A 17805-nucleotide genomic window follows, 5' to 3' on the forward strand; every position below is an offset into this window, starting at 1 on the left:
GTTGTTAACACTGGGAATGGAACACAATGGAATAACAGTCAATAGAGCAGTAACGAGGTGAGTGACAAATGAGTCGCACCTGGTGTTGTGGTGATGTTACCATGGCGTTAATTGGCTGCAAGTGTTTTTTTCACGGCCCCTGTTTTGCAGACAATTTTTTCGTCGGTAATTGTTTTCGTAGGCAATTGTTTGCGTAGGCAATGTTTTTTGTAGGTAATGTGAAAAGATGAACCGGATGGTTAAGGGTGAGAGATAAAAGATGGTAGATGAGAGACTGAATGTCTTGTTGGTAGAAGATACGGCCTCCCTTGCGGCGCTGTATCAGGCCTATTTGCAGGATGAACCCTTGTCGCTGACGGTGGTCAGCACTGGTCAGCAGGCACTGGAACATATCCGGCGGCAACCACCTGATATTCTGCTGCTTGATCTGATCTTGCCCGACATGCCCGGCATGGAGATCCTGCAGTGGCTACACCGGGAGCAGCCAAATGTCACCACCATAGTGATGACGGCCCATGGCTCGGTGGATGTGGCGGTGGATGCCATGCGTCTGGGAGCCCATGACTTCATCAACAAGCCGGTCGAGGCCGAGCGGCTCAAGGTCACGCTGCATAACACCATGAAGTTTCGCCATCTTAATCGGCTGGTGGACCGCTATCGTCACGAAATCGAACGAGAGCCCTTTCAGGGATTTATCGGTGCCAGTCTGCCGATGCAGAAGGTGTATCGCCTGGTTGAAAACGCCGCCCCCAGTACCGCGACCGTTTTTATTACCGGTGAAAGCGGCACCGGCAAGGAAGTCTGCGCCGAGGCACTGCATCAGCTCAGTGGCCGCAGCGAGGGTCCCTTTATCGCCCTGAACTGCGCCGCCATTCCCAAGGATCTGATGGAAAGCGAGTTGTTTGGTCATATCAAGGGGGCATTTACCGGCGCCCTGCAGGATCGGGACGGCGCCGTGATCCGGGCCGATGGCGGTACCCTGTTCATGGATGAAATCTGCGAAATGGATATGGAGCTGCAGAGCAAGCTGCTGCGCTTCCTCCAGACCGGACAGATACAGCCGGTGGGCAGTTCCCAGCAGATACAGGTTGATGTTCGTATCGTCTGTGCCACCAACCGGGATCCACTGGTCGAGGTGGAGCAGGGGCGTTTTCGGGAAGATCTGTATTACCGCCTGCATGTGATCCCTATCCATCTGCCACCGCTGCGGGAACGGGGAGGCGATGTGATCAGCATCGCCAATGCCTTGGTGCGCCAGGCATCCCGGGAAGAAAACAAGTCGTTTGTCGGCTTGTCGGAGGCCACCAAAGACCGGCTGCAGGGCTACCACTGGCCGGGTAACGTGCGCCAGTTGCAAAACGTGATCCGCAATGCGGTGGTGCTGCATCAGGGGGAATGGATAGAGCAGGAGATGCTGCCGGCCCCGCTGGATACCCCCTTGGCGCACAGTACACCGTCACAGCCGGTAGCCGATGCCCTGCCGGCGCCCATAGTGCCATTATCGGTGATCGAACGGCAGGCGATAGAAAGGGCCATCAGCCATTGTCAGGGCAATGTATCCCGGGCCGCCGCCCTGCTGGAAGTCAGCCCTTCCACCATTTATCGCAAGCTGCAGAGTTGGGACAACAACTGATGGCCGACTGGCAACGGCTGCAGGCACGACTCCCCCTGCTCGATCAGCATCGGTTACAGCGGATGGAGCAAGAGCTGGGGGCCGAGGTGCTGACTCGACTGCTACGGCTCTTTGTCGAGGATGGCCGACAGCAGGGGGAGGCCCTGCAAGGGGCCTTTGCCGAGAGAGATCACGAGCTGATGGCCCGCTGTTGTCACAGCCTGAAGTCGGCCTGTGGCAGTTACGGTGCCCAGCGCTGCCAGTTTCTGAGTGAAAAGCTGGAACAGTCCTGTCATGAGCATGATGAAGAGCAGGTGGAACAGCGGATGAGGGCATGGCGGCAAGCGCTGGAAGACACACTGCAGCAACTCGAACATCGGCTGAATGCCGAATAGCAGGCAAAAAAATGGCCAACCCAAAGGGTTGGCCGAACTTCAGCTAAAGCTGAAGAGAGCACGGGATAAAAACAACTGCTGTTATATATGAAATAATCGTGCCAACTTTTCAAATGCAGTCATGACGGGCCTTTTCATCTCAATGATTAAAATATAATCGGCTCATATTGCGAAAAATATTTCTTTTGCAACTTTCGTATTCTTAATATGAGAATGCTCACGCCTCACGCCTCACGCCTCACGCCTCACGCCTCACGCCTCACGCCTCACGCCAAAACAGGGAGCCCCCCGGATAATCCGGATCGCGGCCATATTCTTCTTGCTCTGACGTTATGTTTTTACCTAAGGTGGTAGTATAAAATCGGAAAACGTCAAAAACTCCGAGTCTGGTGGACCTACGTTGGTTGAGGCCAATAGGGTTGCCAGACCGTTCAGCCTGGTGCTGTAAGGGTTGGGAGAGAAATGTCCCTGCCTCCCGTATTTGGAAAGGTGTTTATGTTTGAATTACAGGATGCGTTTGCGCGCAAGTTCCAGTATTTGCGGCTGTCGGTGACCGACGTCTGCAACTTCAAGTGCAATTACTGTCTGCCGGACGGCTATCGCCCCGATGGCCGCAAGTCATTTCTGACCCTGGACGAAATCCGCCGCCTGACCCGGGCCTTTGCCGCCATGGGCACCAGCAAGGTGCGCATTACCGGTGGCGAGCCCTCGTTGCGCAAGGATTTTACCGACATCATAGCCACAGTGGCGGCGACGCCCGGTATCCAGAAGGTGGCCATGACCACCAATGGCTATCGCATGGCGAAGCAGGCGGCCGACTGGCGCCGTGCCGGCCTGACCGCCATCAACGTCAGCGTCGACAGCCTGGATCCGCGCCTGTTTCACCAGATCACCGGCCAGAACCGTTTTCATGAGGTGATGGCCGGCATCGATGCGGCCTTCGAGGCCGGCTTCGAGCAGGTCAAGGTCAATGCGGTGCTGATGCGGGGTCTCAACGACGGGGATCTCGGTCGTTTTCTGGCGTGGATAAAAAATAATCCCATTCAGCTGCGCTTTATCGAACTGATGCAGACCGGTGAAATGGACGAGCTGTTCAACCGCCACCATGTGCGCGGCGCCCTTATCAAGGAGCAGTTGCTGCTACAGGGATGGCAGCAGAAGCTGCGTGCCCATAACGATGGCCCGGCCGAGGTGTTCTGGCATCCGGAATATCGCGGTGAAATCGGCCTCATCATGCCCTATGCCAAGGACTTCTGTGCCAGTTGTAACCGGCTGCGGGTGTCGTCACTGGGCAAGTTGCATCTGTGTCTGTTTGGTGACCATGGCGTCGACTTGCGAGATCTGCTGGCCGAGGACAATCAGCATGCGGCCTTGCAGCGGCGCCTGCGTGATGCGCTGGCCGATAAAAAAGCCACCCACTTCCTCCATCAGGGCCATACCGGCATGACGCCGCACCTGGCCTCCATCGGCGGCTGAACGTCGGTACCCTGATTGATAACACCCTAAATAATGCCGCATAATAGGAGTGGTTCAGTCGTCATTCCCACGAAGGTGGGAATCCAGGACCTGTAGCGCAGAACGGTCAGAGTGCAGTTCGCCTGCAAAGACACTGGACCCCCGCCTTCGCGAGGGTGACGATAAAGGAAAACTAATCCTTTTATCCACGTCTGTTATGCAAGATTACTTATTCATATTTTCCTGATTGTGAAAGAGGATCTCATGAGCCATGCCGAAACGGCCTTTGTGCCTTTGAACATAGCGGTATTGACCGTCTCCGACACCCGTAACGAAGACACCGACAGCTCGGGCCGTTACCTGGTCGAGGCCCTGACCGGCGCCGGCCACCGGCTGGCGGAAAAAGTCATCCTCAAGGACGACAAATACGACATTCGCGCCCTGGTTTCCCGCTGGATCGCCGGCAAGGAAGTACAGGTGGTGATCATCACCGGTGGCACCGGCTTTACCGGTCGCGATACCACCCCCGAGGCGGTTGCGCCCTTGCTCGACACTCATATCGACGGTTTCGGCGAGCTGTTCCGCCACATCACCTATCAGGAACTGGGCACCTCTACCGTGCAGAGCCGCGCCCTCGGTGGCCTGGCCAACCACACCGCCGTGTTCTGCCTGCCGGGCTCCACCGGCGCCTGCCGCACCGGCTGGAACGGCATTCTGGCCGAGCAGCTCGACGCCCGTCACAAGCCCTGCAATTTCGTCCAGCACCTGGTGATCGCATGAGCGCGCTGACCCACATCAACGCCTCGGGCGAGGCCAACATGGTCGACGTCAGCGACAAGGCGGTGACGGTGCGTGAAGCCCGGGCCGAAGCCTGGGTACTGATGGCGGCCGAGACCCTGCAGTTGATCCTGAGCGGCCAACATCACAAGGGGGACGTATTCGCCACCGCCCGCATCGCCGGCATCATGGCCGCCAAGAAAACCGCCGACTTGATCCCCCTGTGCCATCCGTTGGCACTGTCGAAGGTAGAAGTACAGCTGACAGCGGATGCCGAGCGGGGCGGGGTACAGATCAACAGTTACTGCAAGTTGTCCGGCCAGACCGGGGTCGAGATGGAAGCGCTCACCGCCGCCTCGGTGGCGGCGCTGACCATCTACGACATGTGCAAGGCGGTGCAGAAGGATATGCGCATCGAAGGTGTCCGCCTGCTGGAAAAGCGGGGCGGCAAATCGGGGGACTTCAAGGTATGACCATCAAGGTGTTGTTTTTTGCTCAGGTACGGGAGCTGGTCGGGCAGGATGAACTCAGCCTGCCCACCGATTACGCCAATGTGGAGTCGCTGCGTCAGGCGCTGCTGACCCGGGGCGACAAGTGGGCGCTGGCGCTGGCCGACGACAAGCTGCTGGCTGCGGTCAATCACACCATAGTGCCGCTCGACACTCCTGTTAAGTCGGGGGACGAAGTCGCCTTCTTCCCGCCGGTGACCGGAGGTTGAGATGATTCGGGTACAAACCGCCGACTTCAGCCTGGGCGACGAATACGCCGCCCTCAGTCAGTCGCACCAGACCGGCGCCGTGGTCACCTTTATCGGCAAGGTGCGCGAGATGAATCAGGGGGCGGCGGTCGGCGGCATGACCCTGGAACACTATCCGGGCATGACAGAGCAGGCACTGCAACAGATAGTGGACCAGGCCCACGGTCGTTGGCCGCTGCTGGAATGCCGGGTGATCCACCGGATCGGCTCCCTGGCGCCGGGCGATCAAATCGTTTTTGTCGGGGTGGCCAGCCAGCATAGAGAGGCGGCGTTCGAAGCCTGTCATTTCATCATGGACTACCTCAAGACCCGGGCGCCGTTCTGGAAGAAAGAACAGACCGACGATGGCGAGCGCTGGGTAGAGGCAAAAGACAGCGACACCCGGGCGGCAGAAAAGTGGCACGAGTGAAGTGACGTATTTTTGTTCCATCAGCTGTCCTCCTCGATGCTCCAGAGCCGCCGGTTGATCTTGTCCCTTCTTTTTCCACTTGGCGTCAAACGGCCTCCTTGCTAGTATGGCCATCCAAATGTCCAAACGTTCAAAAGCCTGCTGGCTGTTGTTGCCATGCTCAAGGAGTTGTCATGCGTCGTACCCTGCTCAAGTTGCCCCTGCTGGCCCTGGCCTTCGGTGCCTTCCCGGTGCTGGCCGTCGATGAATATAAGAAAGAAATTGTCATCGGCACCACGGTGGGCGACTTCGCCGACATGGTGACCGAGTCGATCAAACCCCAGCTGGAAGCCCGGGGCTACCGGGTCAAGCTGGTGGAGTTTACCGACTACGTCATGCCCAATCTGGCGCTGGCCGAAGGGGCACTGGACGTCAACTGCTTTCAGCACCAGCCGTATCTCGAGACCTTCAGTAAAGACCGGGGTCTGGAGCTGAGCCCGGTGACCCAGGTACCTACGGGTCCCATGGGCCTGTATTCGGGCAAGCAGCTTCAGCTGGATGAGGTAAAAAAGGGCAGTACCGTTGCCATTCCCAACGACCCGACCAATCAGGCCCGGGCCCTGCTGATGCTGGCGGATCTGGGCTGGATCACCCTGCGTGACGACATAGACCCGCTGCGGGCAAGCGAGTTCGATGTGGCCGACAATATCAAGGGCATCAGGCTGGTCCCGCTGGAAGCGGCACAGCTGCCTCGTGCCCGGCAGGATGTGGACTTCGCGGTGATCAACGGCAACTACGCGGCCTCCAGCGGCATCGCCTTCGGCGAGGGCCTGTTCCTCGAGCGCAGCTACGACTTCATCAACTGGGTGGTGGTGCGCAGCGAAGACAAGAACGAGCCCTTTGTGCAGGATCTGGTGGCGGCTTATAACTCGGACGCCTTCAAGGATTATGCGGTGAAGCGTTTCGAGGGTTACAAATACCCCGAAAGCTGGGGCCGCTAAGCCTTGGAAAATCAGATGCATCGTTCATGGCAGTTTGAAGTCCACGGTCGTCGGCTGGCGGTAATGGAATGGGGCGACCCGCAAGGAGTGCCGGTGGTGGCATTGCACGGCTGGCTCGACAATGCTGCCAGCTTCACCCTGCTGGCCCGTCATTTACCCCGGGTACGGCTGATCGCCCTCGACCTGGCCGGGCACGGCCTGTCGGATCACCGAGCCGTCGGCCAGCCTTATTACATCTGGGACAATGTGGCCGATGTGCTGGCCCTGCTTGACGAGCTGGCGCTGGAGCAGGTGGTGCTACTCGGCCATTCTCTCGGTGCCGGGGTCGCGACCCTGTTTGCCGGCGCCTTTCCCGAGCGGGTCGGTCGGATGGTGCTGATAGACGGTCTGGTGCCGCTTGATTATGCCGCCGACCAGCTGCCGGAGCAGATGGCCGAGGCGCTGTTGAGGGGGACTCGCCTGAGCAGACGTTCCCTGCGGCCTTATGCCAGTTTCGAGCAGGCGGTGCAGGCGCGGATGAACGGCCGCTGGCCGGTGAGCAGAGAGGCGGCCGGCTGGCTGCTGGAGCGTGGCTTGAAACAGCAGTCGGATGGCTGGGTGTGGCGCAGCGATCTGGCCCTGACCCAGGCTTCCATCGTTCGGTTGTGCGAGCAGCAAATCGCCGCCTTCGTGCGCCGCTTGACCATGCCGGTGCTGCTGGTGATGGCGGAGCGGAGCGAAGAGCGGGCCCTGGTCGAGTCGATGCGGGCGCAGGTGCCGGAGCTGGAGTTCAAAACCCTGGTCGGCAGCCATCATCTGCACCTGGAAGCGGCGGCATCGTTACAGATTGCCGAGTGGATTGCCGAGCGACTGGCCTAAAGCAGCGAGTTCTGGGGCGGGGTGTCCGTTTGGGTCTGTTCGAGCGCTAACTCGAGTTGTTTCTTGCGGGCGGCGGCCAGCACCCGTCGCTTGCGATCCAGGCACAGACGGATCACCTCGCGCTTTTGTCCCGAGCTGAATTTCAGCCAGTTGAAGCGTTCGTCCCGGCTGCGAAAGCAGCCCTTGCAGTAGCCCCTGTTATTGACCTGACAGACACCGATACAGGGGCTGAGTACCTCGAAAAACTCCAGTTGCTCCATCGTTGTCTTTTCCTCCCCATTTCCCCTAAATGGAGCATATTTCACTCTATTCGGCAAGTAGGCCGTGCGATGGGGCGACCAGACTGTTGCCTCTTACTGCCCCGGCGCGTCAGACGGTAAACTCCAGCGCAATGCCATCCGTCTCTATCCGTACCACCTTCATCATGAGGGGTGGCAGCGTCTGGTCCCAGTCCGGGTCCAGGACCTTGGCGGCAAACAACATGCCTAATGAGAAGTCCGAAGGGGTGGCGGCGGCGACAAAGACACCGCTTTCGGACATGTTGATGATATTACCCTCGATCGGCCCAAAGTATTCGTTATTCAGGCATATTCTGCAGAGTGTGTTACGGCGTAGGTGACTGCGGCGATCTTCCATTGCCTGTTCCCCCTCATTGTCAGGGTTTAATGCGTTCCGTTGGCATGAAAAGGGCCTTAACGGGTCCCTTCGGTTTCTAGGTCTAGTATAGGCGGGTCCGAAAGCAGGTGAAGCTAATATCGGTAAAGAAGCAGCAATTCATGCGGCGGATCAACCTGGCCAGCCGTTTTTTGCCTCTTTATGCCGCAAGTTTACAGCCAATCCCGCATCCGGTACCAGGCCATGGCCAGCACCAGTGCCGGGGTGCGTAACAGTCGGCCACCGGGAAAGTCATGATGCGGTATCCGCCCGAACAGATCGAAGCGCTCGGCGCTGCCGGCGATGGCATCGGCCATCAGGCTGCCGGCCATGCCGGTGAGGGCGATGCCGTGGCCGGAAAAGCCCTGGGCAAAATAGACGTTGCCGTTAAGGCGGCCGAAGTGAGGCGCCCGGTTCATGGTGATGCCCACATAGCCGCCCCAGGTGTATTGCTGTTTTACATCCGCCAGCTGGGGAAAGACCTGGCGCAGCCGCTGGCCCATGGCACCGGCCAGATTGAGCGGATCCAGCCGCGAATAGCTGACCCGGCCGCCGAACAGCAGGCGGGTGTCGGCACTCAGGCGAAAGTAGTCGAGCACGAAATTGATGTCGGCCACCGCCATGTTGTTACGGATAAGGGCCTCGGCTCTTTCCTTGCCCAGCGGCTCGGTGGCGGTGATATAGGTGCCCACCGGCATGATTTTGCGTTCTATATCGGGGGCTATGCCTTCCAGATAGGCGTTGCCGCACAGCAACAGATGCCGACAGCGTACCCGGCCGCGAGCGCTATGGGCTATAGGCGTGGCGCCCTGCTCGATGCGGGTGACGGCCGTGTGTTCATAAAACCGTGCACCTGCCCGTTCGGCCGCCTGTACCAGCCCCAGGGTGTAGTTAAGCGGATGCACATGGCCGCTGTCGGGGTCATAGAGGCCGCCGAGATAGGACTCGGTGGCCAGCTGTTCCTGTACCTGCTCCTTGCTCCACAATTGCAGGCGGTTGTAGCCGAAGTGACGACGCAGATCGTCGGCCCAGCCTTCCAGCTCGGTCATGTGTCGGGGTTTGACTGCCGCATGCAGGTGGCCGTGGGCCAGATCGCAGTCGATATGATGGGTCTTGATGCGCTGGCGCATCTGAGTCATGGCGTCGATCGAGATGTCCCACAGGGCCCGGCTGGCGTCCTGGCCGACCAGCTGGGTCAGTCTGGACTGATCGCAGGCGTAGCCGAAAATCATCTGGCCGCCACTGCGCCCGGAGGCGCCCCAGCCGACCCGGTGGGCTTCCAGCACCGCCACCTGGTAGCCTTTTTCTGCCAGTGACAGCGCCGCCGAGGCGCCGGTGATGCCGGCGCCGACGATGCACACGTCCACATCCAGGTCTTGCTCCAGAGTCGGGTAGCTCAGGGGCAGATTGAGGGAGGCGGCATAATAGGAATCGGCGTGCGGCTGCATAGGGGCTCCGTTAGTTGGCTTACACCAGATGTTGATACCACTGGTATTCCAGCGGGGTGACGTGCTGGTCGAATTCGGCCAGCTCGAAGCGCTTGTTGATAAGGTAGGCGCGGTGAAATTCCTTGCCCAGATACTGGGACAGCCGGTGCGACTGGGCGAAGCGGTCCAGCGCATCCTGCCAGCGATAGGGCAGCAAGGGCAAGTCCAGCTTGTTGGCGTCGCCCTGAATCGGCGCGGGGGCCTGCAGTTGCTCGCTGATGCCGTGATCCACCGCCGCCAGAATGGCGGCCACCACCAGATAGGGGTTGGCGTCGGCCCCGGCCACCCTGTGTTCCAGCCGGGTATTGGCCTTGTCGCCCGACGGCACGCGCAGCGCCACTGTGCGGTTGTCGAAGCCCCAGCTGGCGTGCAGCGGCACAAACATGTGCGGTTGCAGCCGGCGGTAGGAGTTGGCGTTGGGGGCAAACAGCGCCATGCATTCGGGCAGCATGCTGCAGTTGCCGGCAATGGCCTGGCGCAGCAGTTCGTGATCCTCGGCGAAGACATTGTTGCCGTCTTCGTCGAGCAGGCTGACGTGAATGTGCATGCCGGAGCCGGCCTGGCCGTTATAGGGCTTGGCCATGAAGGTGGCGTACATGCCTTCCTTGTTGGCCACCGCCTTGATGGCGCGCTTGAGCAGCACGGCCTGATCGCAGGCATCCACCGCGTTATGCTGGTGGCTCAGGTTGATCTCGAACTGGCCCGGCGCATATTCGGCCACGGCGTTGTCGGCGGGAATCCGCTGCAGCTTGCACACCTCTGCCACCCGCACCAGAAAGTCTTCCCAGCTGTCGAGATCGTCGAGGGAATAAACCTGGGTGTCGTGCATGCGCTCATCGGTGCCCGGCAGAATCGGCGGCTGGGGCAGGCCATCGGCGCCTTCCTTCTGATCCACCAGGTAGAACTCCAGCTCCACCGCCACACAGGGCCGCAACCCCTTGTCCAGCAGCCGTTGTACCACCTTCTGTAACACCTGGCGCGGATCGGCGAAGAAGGGGCTGCCGTCGATGTCTTCCATGGTCATCAGGATCTGGCCGGACGGGGTCTTGTGCCAGGGCACCGGCGCCAGGGTATGGGGCAACAGGCGGCACAGGCGGTCGCTGTCACCCTGGGCCAGTCCCAGGCCGGTGTCTTCCACCGTCTGGCCGGTAATGTCGAGGGCAAAGACAGAGGCGGGCAGGCAGATGCCATCATTCATGGCCTTTTCCATGGCGCTGCTTTGAATACGCTTTCCCCTGAGCACCCCGTTGATATCGCACAGCATCAGGTCGATGGACTGATAATCGGCCCAGGGGCTGTCGGGCGCCGAGTGATGGTGTTTGCGATGGTCCTTGTTCATGTCGTTATCCTTAACGTGCTCTGGCCCTGATGTTGAACCACTAGATTGTCAGCTAATAGATTTTCAGCTAATAGATTGTCAGCTAATCATAAGCGCAGGTGTTTAATATATGGTTATTTTGATGAATCCTGAATTCGGTTTCATACCGGACCATTGTGGAGGTGAATGATTGGTCTGATAATAATTTCCATGTATAGCATGACCTTAGAAAAGGTAGTCTATGCTTTCCTTTATTTCCCACACCATGGCTATGAATGATGAGTGTTCAAGATCCTGAAAAGCGAGATATGGAATGGTTAAGGCTGTGGATGCAGAAGCACGCCATTACCGAGGTGGAATGCCTGCTGCCGGACTTTACCGGCAACGCCCGGGGCAAGATACTGCCCGCCAGCAAATTCCTCAAGGAAGGGGGCATGCGGCTGCCGGAAAATATATTCCTGCAGACCGTCAACGGTGACTGGCCGGACGATGAAAACATCGACTGGACCGAACGCGACATGGAGTTGCATGCCGATATCAATACGCCCCGGCTGGTGCCCTGGGCCAGCGAGCCCACCGCTCAGGTGATCCACGATTGTTTCGACGCCGACGGCAATCCGGTCGACATGGCGCCCCGCAGCGTGCTGCGCCGGGTGCTGAATCTCTATGAGGCAAAAGGCTGGCGTCCTGTGGTGGCGCCGGAGCTGGAGTTCTTCCTGGTCAAGAAAAACGAGGACTGGGACTATCCGCTCGAGCCGCCCATCGGTCGCAACGGCCGTCCCGAGACGGCCCGTCAGTCGTTCAGCATCGATGCGGTCAATGAATTCGATCCCATCTTCGAGGACATGTACGACTTCTGCGAAGCCCAGGGGCTGGAAGTAGACACCCTGATCCACGAGTCGGGCGCGGCGCAGATGGAAGTCAACTTCATTCACGGCGATGCCCTGGATCTGGCGGATCAGGTGTTTCTGTTCAAGCGCACCATGCGCGAAGCGGCGATGCGTCACGACGTTTACGCCACCTTCATGGCCAAGCCGATGAAAAACGAGCCGGGCAGCTCCATGCACATTCATCAGAGTCTGGTCGATGCGGATGGCAACAACCTGTTTGCCAACCCCGACGGCAGCCACAGCGAGCGGTTTCTGCACTTTATCGGCGGTATGCAGCGCTATATTCCCAGTGCGGTGGCGCTGTTTGCCCCCAACGTGAACTCCTATCGCCGGCTGGCCTTCGGTGACTCGGCGCCGCGCAACATGGCCTGGGGCGAAGACAACCGCACCGTCGGCCTGCGGGTGCCGCGTGCGGAGCCGGCCGCACGGCGTCTCGAAAACCGCTTCGCCGGCGCCGATGCCAATCCCTATCTGGCGCTGGCCGCCAGCCTGGCCTGTGGTTATCTGGGCATGATGAACAAGATTGCCCCCACAGAGCAGATACAGGGCAGTGCCTATAACATGCCCTTCGGCGTGGCCCGCAGCCTGGAAGAAGCGCTGCTGGAACTGGAGCAATGCGATGAATTGTGTCAGCTGCTGGGGCCCCGCTTCGTCAACGCCTTTATTTCGGTCAAGCGCAAGGAATACGAGGCCTTCTTCACCGTGATCAGCGCCTGGGAGCGGGAGTTTCTGCTGCTGAACGTGTGACGGGTACAAGAATGGAACGGGTGTCACGAACAGGGAGTCGAGCATGCCAAAGCCACCGAAGAGTCCGTTGCAACAGCTGGATGCGGCCCATCACCTGCATCCCTTCACCGACAGCCGGGCGCTGCATCACAAAGGCGCCCGGGTCATAGAACGGGGCGAGGGCGTTTATCTGTGGGACGCCGATGGTAACCGTATTCTCGATGCCATGGCCGGGCTCTGGTGCGTCAACCTGGGCTATGGCCGGGAAGAGCTGGTACAGGCCGCCGAACAACAGCTGCGCCGATTGCCCTATTACAATCTGTTCTTTCAGACCACCCACCCCAGGGCGACCGAGCTGGCGGCGACCCTGGCGGGGTTGCTACCCGGTGATATGGAGCATGTCTTTTTTACCGGCTCCGGCTCCGAATGCAACGACACCGTTATCCGCATGGTGCGTCACTACTGGGCCGGGCAGGGCCAGCCCGAACGCAACACCATCATCAGCCGCCATAACGCCTATCACGGCTCTACCCTGGCCGGCGCCTCGCTCGGCGGCATGCAGCCCATGCATGCCCAGGGCGGCTTGCCGCTGCCCGGCATAGTGCATATCGACCAGCCTTATCATTTCGGCGAAGGCGGGGGCCAGAGCCCGCACCCGTTTGGTCTGGAGCGGGCCCGCCAGCTCGAGCAGAAAATCCTGGAGCTGGGGCCGGACAGGGTGGCGGCCTTTATCGGCGAGCCCATTCAGGGCGCCGGTGGCGTCATTATTCCGCCCGACTCTTACTGGCCCGAAATTCAGCGCATCTGCAAACGCTACGACATTCTGCTGGTAATGGACGAGGTGATCTGCGGTTTCGGTCGCACCGGTCACTGGTTTGCCAGCGAATATTACGGCCTGCAGCCGGATCTGCTGTGCATGGCCAAGGGTATCAGCTCCGGCTATATCCCGCTGGGGGCGGTGGCGGTGGGCGAGCGGGTGGCCGCCGGCCTGATCGCGGGCGGCGAATTCTTTCATGGTTTCACCTATTCCGGCCATCCGGTGGCCTGTGCGGTGGCGCTGGCCAATATCGAGGTGATGCAAAAGGAACGGCTGGTGGAACGGGTGCATGACGACATAGGCCCTTATCTGCAACGGGCATGGGCCAGTCTCGGCAACCACCCCTTGGTGGGGGAAACCCGGGGCCTGGGGCTGCTGGCGGCGCTGGAGCTGGTGGCCGATAAAGGCGACAACCGGCGCTTTGCCGAGGAGGCGGGGGCTGGCGTCACCTGTCGTGAACACTGTTTCGATCTCGGCCTGGTGATGCGGGCGGTGGGCGACACCATGATTATTTCGCCGCCGCTGGTGATCGGCAGAGCCGAGGTCGACGAGTTGATAACCAAGGCGCGCCAGGCGCTGGATCTGACGTACCGGACACTGATGAACTGACAAGGGTGACCTGACAAGGACGGAGAAACGCAGATGGTAAAGACAACCGCTTTTCGTGTGAGCATGGTGGCCGCCGGCCTGGGACTGGCCCTGAGTGCCCGGGCTGCAGAGCCCCCCCAACTGAACTTTTACAACTGGTCCGACTATATAGCCGAAGATACCCTGGCCGGTTTTACCAGAGAGACCGGCATCGAGGTCACCTACGATGTGTTCGACTCCAACGAGGTGCTGGAAGCCAAGCTGCTGGCGGGCAATACCGGCTTCGACCTGGTGGTGCCCACCAGCGATTTCATGGCCCGCCAGATCCAGGCCGGCGCCTTCATGCCGCTGGATAAGGCGAAACTCGGCAATTATGGCAACCTGGACCCGAAGATCATGGCGGTGCTGGCGGACAAGGATCCGGGCAACACCTATGGCGTTCCCTATCTGTGGGGCACCACCGGCATCGGTTATAACGTCGACAAGGTCAGGGAAGTCCTGGGCGAGGATGCGCCGCTGGACTCCTGGGATCTGGTGATGAAGCCGGAAAACCTGGCAAAGCTCGGCCAGTGCGGCGTGGCCTTTCTCGATGCGCCCACCGAAATCTTTGCCGCCGCGCTCAATTATCGGGGGCTGGATCCCAACAGCACCAGGGCCGCCGATTACCAGGGGCCGGCCACCGAGCTGATGATGAGCCTGCGGCCCCATATCACCTATTTCCACTCGTCCAAGTACATCAACGATCTGGCCAACGGCGACATCTGTGTGGCGGTGGGCTGGTCCGGCGACATACTGCAGGCGCGGGATCGGGCCGCCGAAGCCGAACAGGGGGTCAAAATTGCCTACCGGATCCCGAAAGAAGGCGCCCTGATGTGGGTCGACATGCTGACCATCCCGAAGGATGCCCGGCATCCGGATAACGCACACCGGCTTATCGACTATCTGCTGCGACCCGAGGTGATAGCCGGCGTCTCCAATTACGTGGCCTATGCCAACGCCAATACCCCCGCCAGGGCCCTGGTAGATGAAGACATTCGCAACGATCCCGGCATTTATCCCAGCGAGGAAGCGGCGGAAAAACTCTATACCGCCAAGGTATTGCCGCAGAAGGTCAACCGGGTGATCACCCGCGCCTGGACCCGGGTCAAGACCGGCAAATGAGACGAGGGGCCACTGGCCCCTTCTGGTGAATACAAGGAGGTAACATGCCGGAAAACGAGATCCAGCCCCCAGGCGATGTCGCTCCTTTCCTGGAAATACGGGGGCTCACCAAGCTGTACGACGGTCAGCCGGCGGTGGATGACGTCAGCCTGGGGGTGATGCGGGGGGAGATTTTCGCCCTGCTCGGTGCCTCCGGTTGCGGCAAGTCGACTCTGCTGCGGATGCTGGCCGGGTTCGAACCGCCGAGCCGGGGCCAGATACTGCTCGACGGCGTCGATATCGCCGAGGTGGCGCCCTTCGAGCGGCCCATCAACATGATGTTTCAGTCTTATGCGCTGTTTCCGCACATGACGGTGGAGGCCAATATCGCCTTCGGCCCCAAGCAGGACCGGCTGTCGCGCGCGGAAGTGGCCGAGCGGGTAGCGCAGATGCTGAAGCTGGTACACATGGAAACCTTCGCCAACCGCAAACCGCATCAGTTGTCCGGTGGTCAGCAACAACGGGTCGCCCTGGCCCGCAGTCTGGCCAAGCGACCCAAACTGCTGCTGCTGGACGAGCCCATGGGCGCCCTGGACAAGAAGCTGCGCGAAGAGATGCAGCTGGAACTGGTCAACATCATAGAGCAGGTGGGCGTGACCTGCGTCATGGTGACCCACGATCAGCAAGAGGCCATGACCATGGCCGGGCGCATTGCCATCATGAACAGGGGGCGGCTGGTGCAGGTGGGCGAGCCGCTCGATGTGTATGAATATCCCAACTGCCGTTACAGCGCCGAGTTTATCGGCTCGGTCAATGTGTTCGAGGGGCAGCTTGAGGCCAACGAGGCAGACAGCGCCCTGATCCGCTGCCCCGAACTGGAGCGGCCCCTGCGCATCGATCACGGTGTGTCCATCGGCGCAGGCCTGCCCATCATGATAGCGGTACGGCCCGAGAAGATGTTTCTCTGCGCCGAGGTCCCCACGGCAGACAGCAACTGGCTCAGTGGCATCGTCGACGACATTGCCTATCTGGGCAGTTTGTCGATTTATCATGTGCGGCTGGCCTCGGGCAAACGCATTCTGGCGACCCTGCCCAACATGGACCGGCACCGGCGGGGCAATCCGACCTGGGGTGATAGGGTACATTTGCGCTGGGAAGCGGACAGCTGCGCCGTGTTACTGACCTAGGGAGATGCCGATGGATACCCGCTACCGTCTTGGCCGCAGCTTGGTCATTGCCCTGCCTTACGGCTGGCTGCTGCTGTTTTTTCTGATCCCCTTCCTGATTGTGTTCAAGATCAGCCTGTCCGAGGCGGCGCTGGCCATACCGCCCTACAGCGAGATACTGAGCTTCGCCGACGAACAGCTGCAACTGGTGCTCAACCTGGGCAACTATCTGTTTCTGCTGAGCGACAGCCTCTATGTTCGGTCTTATCTGCAGTCGCTGCAGGTGGCCGGCATCTCGACCCTGCTCTGCCTGTTGATCGGCTACCCCATGGCCTGGGCCATGGTGCATTCCCGGCCCTCGACCCGTAACGTCTTGCTGATGCTGGTGATACTGCCGTCCTGGACCTCTTTCCTGATCCGGGTCTACGCCTGGATGGGCATTCTCGGCAATAACGGTTTTCTCAACCATTTTTTGCTGGCCATCGGGGTTATCGAGACCCCGCTGCAGATCCTCAACACCAACGCCGCCGTCTACATCGGCATCGTCTATGCGTATCTGCCCTTCATGATACTGCCGCTCTATACCGCCCTGATGCGGCTCGACTATTCGCTGGTGGAGGCGGCGGCCGATCTGGGGGCCCGGCCCTGGAAAAGCCTGCTGACGGTGATAGTGCCGCTGACCAGGGGCGGCATTATCGCCGGCGCCATGCTGGTGTTCATTCCGGCGGTGGGGGAGTTCGTGATCCCCGAACTGCTGGGCGGCCCCGACACCCTGCTGATCGGGCGGGTACTGTGGCAGGAGTTCTTCAACAACCGGGACTGGCCGATAGCGGCGGCGGTGGCCAGCGTCATGCTGCTGCTGTTGATGGTGCCCATCATGTGGTTCCACCGCATTCAGCGCAAAGAAATGGAGGGCTGAGCCATGAACCGGATTCCCGCCAGCCGCTCGCGGCTGCGAACGACAGTCCTGCTGCTGGGCTTCGGCTTTCTGTACCTGCCCATGCTGTTACTGATCATCTACTCCTTCAACAGCTCGCGGCTGGTCACGGTGTGGGCCGGCTGGTCCACCCGCTGGTATGGCGAGCTGTGGCAGGATCAGATGATGATGCAGGCGGTGGGCCTGAGCCTGACCATCGCCTTCTTCGCCGCCAGCACCGCCGTGGTGCTGGGCACGGTGGCGGGCTTTGTGCTGACCCGCATGGGGCGCTTTCGGGGCGAAAGCGGTTTCGCCTTCCTGATCACGGCGCCGCTGGTGATGCCGGAGGTGATCACCGGCCTGTCCCTGCTGCTGCTGTTTGTGGCCATGGGCGACTGGCTGGGCTGGCCGCAACAGCGCGGCATGGGCACCATCTGGATTGCCCATGTAACCTTTTGTACCGCCTATGTGGCGGTGGTGGTCAGCTCCCGGCTGCGCGAGCTGGACCGCTCGGTGGAAGAGGCGGCAATGGATCTGGGCGCCCGACCGCTCAAGGTGTTCTTCGTGATCACACTGCCGATTATCGCGCCCGCCATTGTGGCCGGCTGGCTGCTGGCCTTTACCCTGTCGCTCGACGATCTGGTGATCGCCAGCTTCGTGTCCGGACCCAATGCCACCACCTTGCCCATGGTGGTGTTTTCCAGCGTGCGGCTGGGGGTCAGTCCCAAGATCAATGCCCTGGCGACGGTGATTATTCTCATCGTGTCGCTGGTAACCTTTATCGGCTGGTGGCTGATGGCGCGCGCCGAACGACGACGCGCCCGGGAAGCGGCGGCGGGTCGCGGCTCCGGCACCTGAAG

The 17805-nt window shown here is 60.3% G+C and carries 19 protein-coding genes and 1 riboswitch; of the genes, 15 read left to right on the forward strand and 4 right to left on the reverse strand.

Annotated elements, in window-relative coordinates:
* The first annotated feature begins 259 nt into the window (after positions 1-259).
* From HNR62_RS04395 to HNR62_RS04435, 9 genes are all read left to right on the forward strand, one after another.
* On the forward strand, positions 260-1633 hold the full coding sequence (locus tag HNR62_RS04395) for a sigma-54-dependent transcriptional regulator (RefSeq protein WP_204794865.1): 1374 nt from the start codon (positions 260-262) through the stop codon (positions 1631-1633).
* On the forward strand, positions 1618-2007 hold the full coding sequence (locus HNR62_RS04400) for an Hpt domain-containing protein (protein WP_239552589.1): 390 nt from the start codon (positions 1618-1620) through the stop codon (positions 2005-2007). Before HNR62_RS04395 ends, HNR62_RS04400 begins: the two co-directional genes overlap by 16 nt.
* 366 nt (positions 2008-2373) lie before the next feature.
* A riboswitch (molybdenum cofactor riboswitch) is annotated at positions 2374-2515 on the forward strand.
* The gene (moaA, locus tag HNR62_RS04405; RefSeq protein WP_204794866.1) at positions 2503-3483 is read left to right on the forward strand and encodes a GTP 3',8-cyclase MoaA; all 981 of its coding nucleotides are present in this window, start codon (positions 2503-2505) and stop codon (positions 3481-3483) included. Its footprint overlaps the riboswitch before it by 13 nt.
* A gap of 243 nt (positions 3484-3726) precedes the next feature.
* Complete coding sequence (gene moaB, locus HNR62_RS04410) at positions 3727-4242, forward strand: molybdenum cofactor biosynthesis protein B (protein ID WP_204794867.1); 516 nt, start codon at positions 3727-3729, stop codon at positions 4240-4242.
* Positions 4239-4712 (forward strand): cyclic pyranopterin monophosphate synthase MoaC, encoded by a 474-nt coding sequence (gene moaC, locus HNR62_RS04415; RefSeq protein ID WP_204794868.1) that lies wholly within the window; start codon positions 4239-4241, stop codon positions 4710-4712. The genes moaB and moaC overlap by 4 nt, the downstream gene beginning before the upstream one ends.
* Positions 4709-4957: a molybdopterin synthase sulfur carrier subunit gene (gene moaD / locus HNR62_RS04420; RefSeq protein ID WP_204794869.1), complete on the forward strand. Its 249-nt coding sequence runs from the start codon at positions 4709-4711 to the stop codon at positions 4955-4957. Before moaC ends, moaD begins: the two co-directional genes overlap by 4 nt.
* Position 4958: 1 nt before the next feature.
* The gene (gene moaE, locus HNR62_RS04425) at positions 4959-5405 is read left to right on the forward strand and encodes a molybdopterin synthase catalytic subunit MoaE (RefSeq protein WP_204794870.1); all 447 of its coding nucleotides are present in this window, start codon (positions 4959-4961) and stop codon (positions 5403-5405) included.
* A gap of 173 nt (positions 5406-5578) precedes the next feature.
* The gene (locus HNR62_RS04430; RefSeq protein WP_204794871.1) at positions 5579-6385 is read left to right on the forward strand and encodes a MetQ/NlpA family ABC transporter substrate-binding protein; all 807 of its coding nucleotides are present in this window, start codon (positions 5579-5581) and stop codon (positions 6383-6385) included.
* A 15-nt stretch (positions 6386-6400) separates the two neighbouring features.
* Positions 6401-7243 (forward strand): alpha/beta fold hydrolase, encoded by an 843-nt coding sequence (locus HNR62_RS04435; RefSeq protein ID WP_204794872.1) that lies wholly within the window; start codon positions 6401-6403, stop codon positions 7241-7243.
* On the opposite strand, the gene HNR62_RS04440 is transcribed toward HNR62_RS04435, so the two are convergent.
* The 4 genes from HNR62_RS04440 to HNR62_RS04455 form a co-directional block, all read right to left on the reverse strand.
* Positions 7240-7503 (reverse strand): DUF1289 domain-containing protein, encoded by a 264-nt coding sequence (locus HNR62_RS04440; protein ID WP_204794873.1) that lies wholly within the window; start codon positions 7501-7503, stop codon positions 7240-7242. The two genes, HNR62_RS04435 and HNR62_RS04440, sit on opposite strands and share 4 nt — an antisense overlap.
* A 109-nt stretch (positions 7504-7612) precedes the next feature.
* On the reverse strand, positions 7613-7879 hold the full coding sequence (locus tag HNR62_RS04445) for a PilZ domain-containing protein (RefSeq protein ID WP_204794874.1): 267 nt from the start codon (positions 7877-7879) through the stop codon (positions 7613-7615).
* Positions 7880-8070: 191 nt separating this feature from the next.
* Positions 8071-9345: an NAD(P)/FAD-dependent oxidoreductase gene (locus HNR62_RS04450; RefSeq protein WP_204794875.1), complete on the reverse strand. Its 1275-nt coding sequence runs from the start codon at positions 9343-9345 to the stop codon at positions 8071-8073.
* Positions 9346-9364: 19 nt separating this feature from the next.
* Positions 9365-10723 (reverse strand): glutamine synthetase family protein, encoded by a 1359-nt coding sequence (locus tag HNR62_RS04455; RefSeq protein WP_204794876.1) that lies wholly within the window; start codon positions 10721-10723, stop codon positions 9365-9367.
* A 287-nt stretch (positions 10724-11010) separates the two neighbouring features.
* On the opposite strand from HNR62_RS04455, the gene HNR62_RS04460 reads away from it, so the two are divergent.
* From HNR62_RS04460 to potI, 6 genes are read left to right on the forward strand one after another with little or no spacing between them, the layout of a single operon-like run.
* On the forward strand, positions 11011-12339 hold the full coding sequence (locus tag HNR62_RS04460) for a glutamine synthetase family protein (protein WP_204794877.1): 1329 nt from the start codon (positions 11011-11013) through the stop codon (positions 12337-12339).
* Between the two features lie 43 nt (positions 12340-12382).
* Positions 12383-13744 carry an aspartate aminotransferase family protein gene (locus HNR62_RS04465; protein WP_204794878.1) on the forward strand — a complete coding sequence of 454 codons (1362 nt, stop codon included), beginning with the start codon at positions 12383-12385 and terminating at the stop codon, positions 13742-13744.
* Positions 13745-13777: 33 nt separating this feature from the next.
* Complete coding sequence (locus tag HNR62_RS04470) at positions 13778-14884, forward strand: extracellular solute-binding protein (protein ID WP_239552590.1); 1107 nt, start codon at positions 13778-13780, stop codon at positions 14882-14884.
* A gap of 44 nt (positions 14885-14928) precedes the next feature.
* Entirely contained in the window at positions 14929-16050 is a 1122-nt protein-coding gene (potG, locus tag HNR62_RS04475; RefSeq protein WP_204794879.1) for a putrescine ABC transporter ATP-binding subunit PotG, read from the forward strand.
* A 10-nt stretch (positions 16051-16060) separates the two neighbouring features.
* A complete protein-coding gene (potH, locus tag HNR62_RS04480; RefSeq protein WP_204794880.1) occupies positions 16061-16948 on the forward strand; it encodes a putrescine ABC transporter permease PotH in 888 nt (295 codons plus the stop codon).
* Positions 16949-16951: 3 nt separating this feature from the next.
* The gene (potI, locus tag HNR62_RS04485) at positions 16952-17803 is read left to right on the forward strand and encodes a putrescine ABC transporter permease PotI (protein WP_204794881.1); all 852 of its coding nucleotides are present in this window, start codon (positions 16952-16954) and stop codon (positions 17801-17803) included.
* Positions 17804-17805: the final 2 nt, after the last annotated feature.

It is taken from the genome of Oceanisphaera litoralis (assembly GCF_016907015.1).
Classification (GTDB): domain Bacteria; phylum Pseudomonadota; class Gammaproteobacteria; order Enterobacterales; family Aeromonadaceae; genus Oceanimonas; species Oceanimonas litoralis.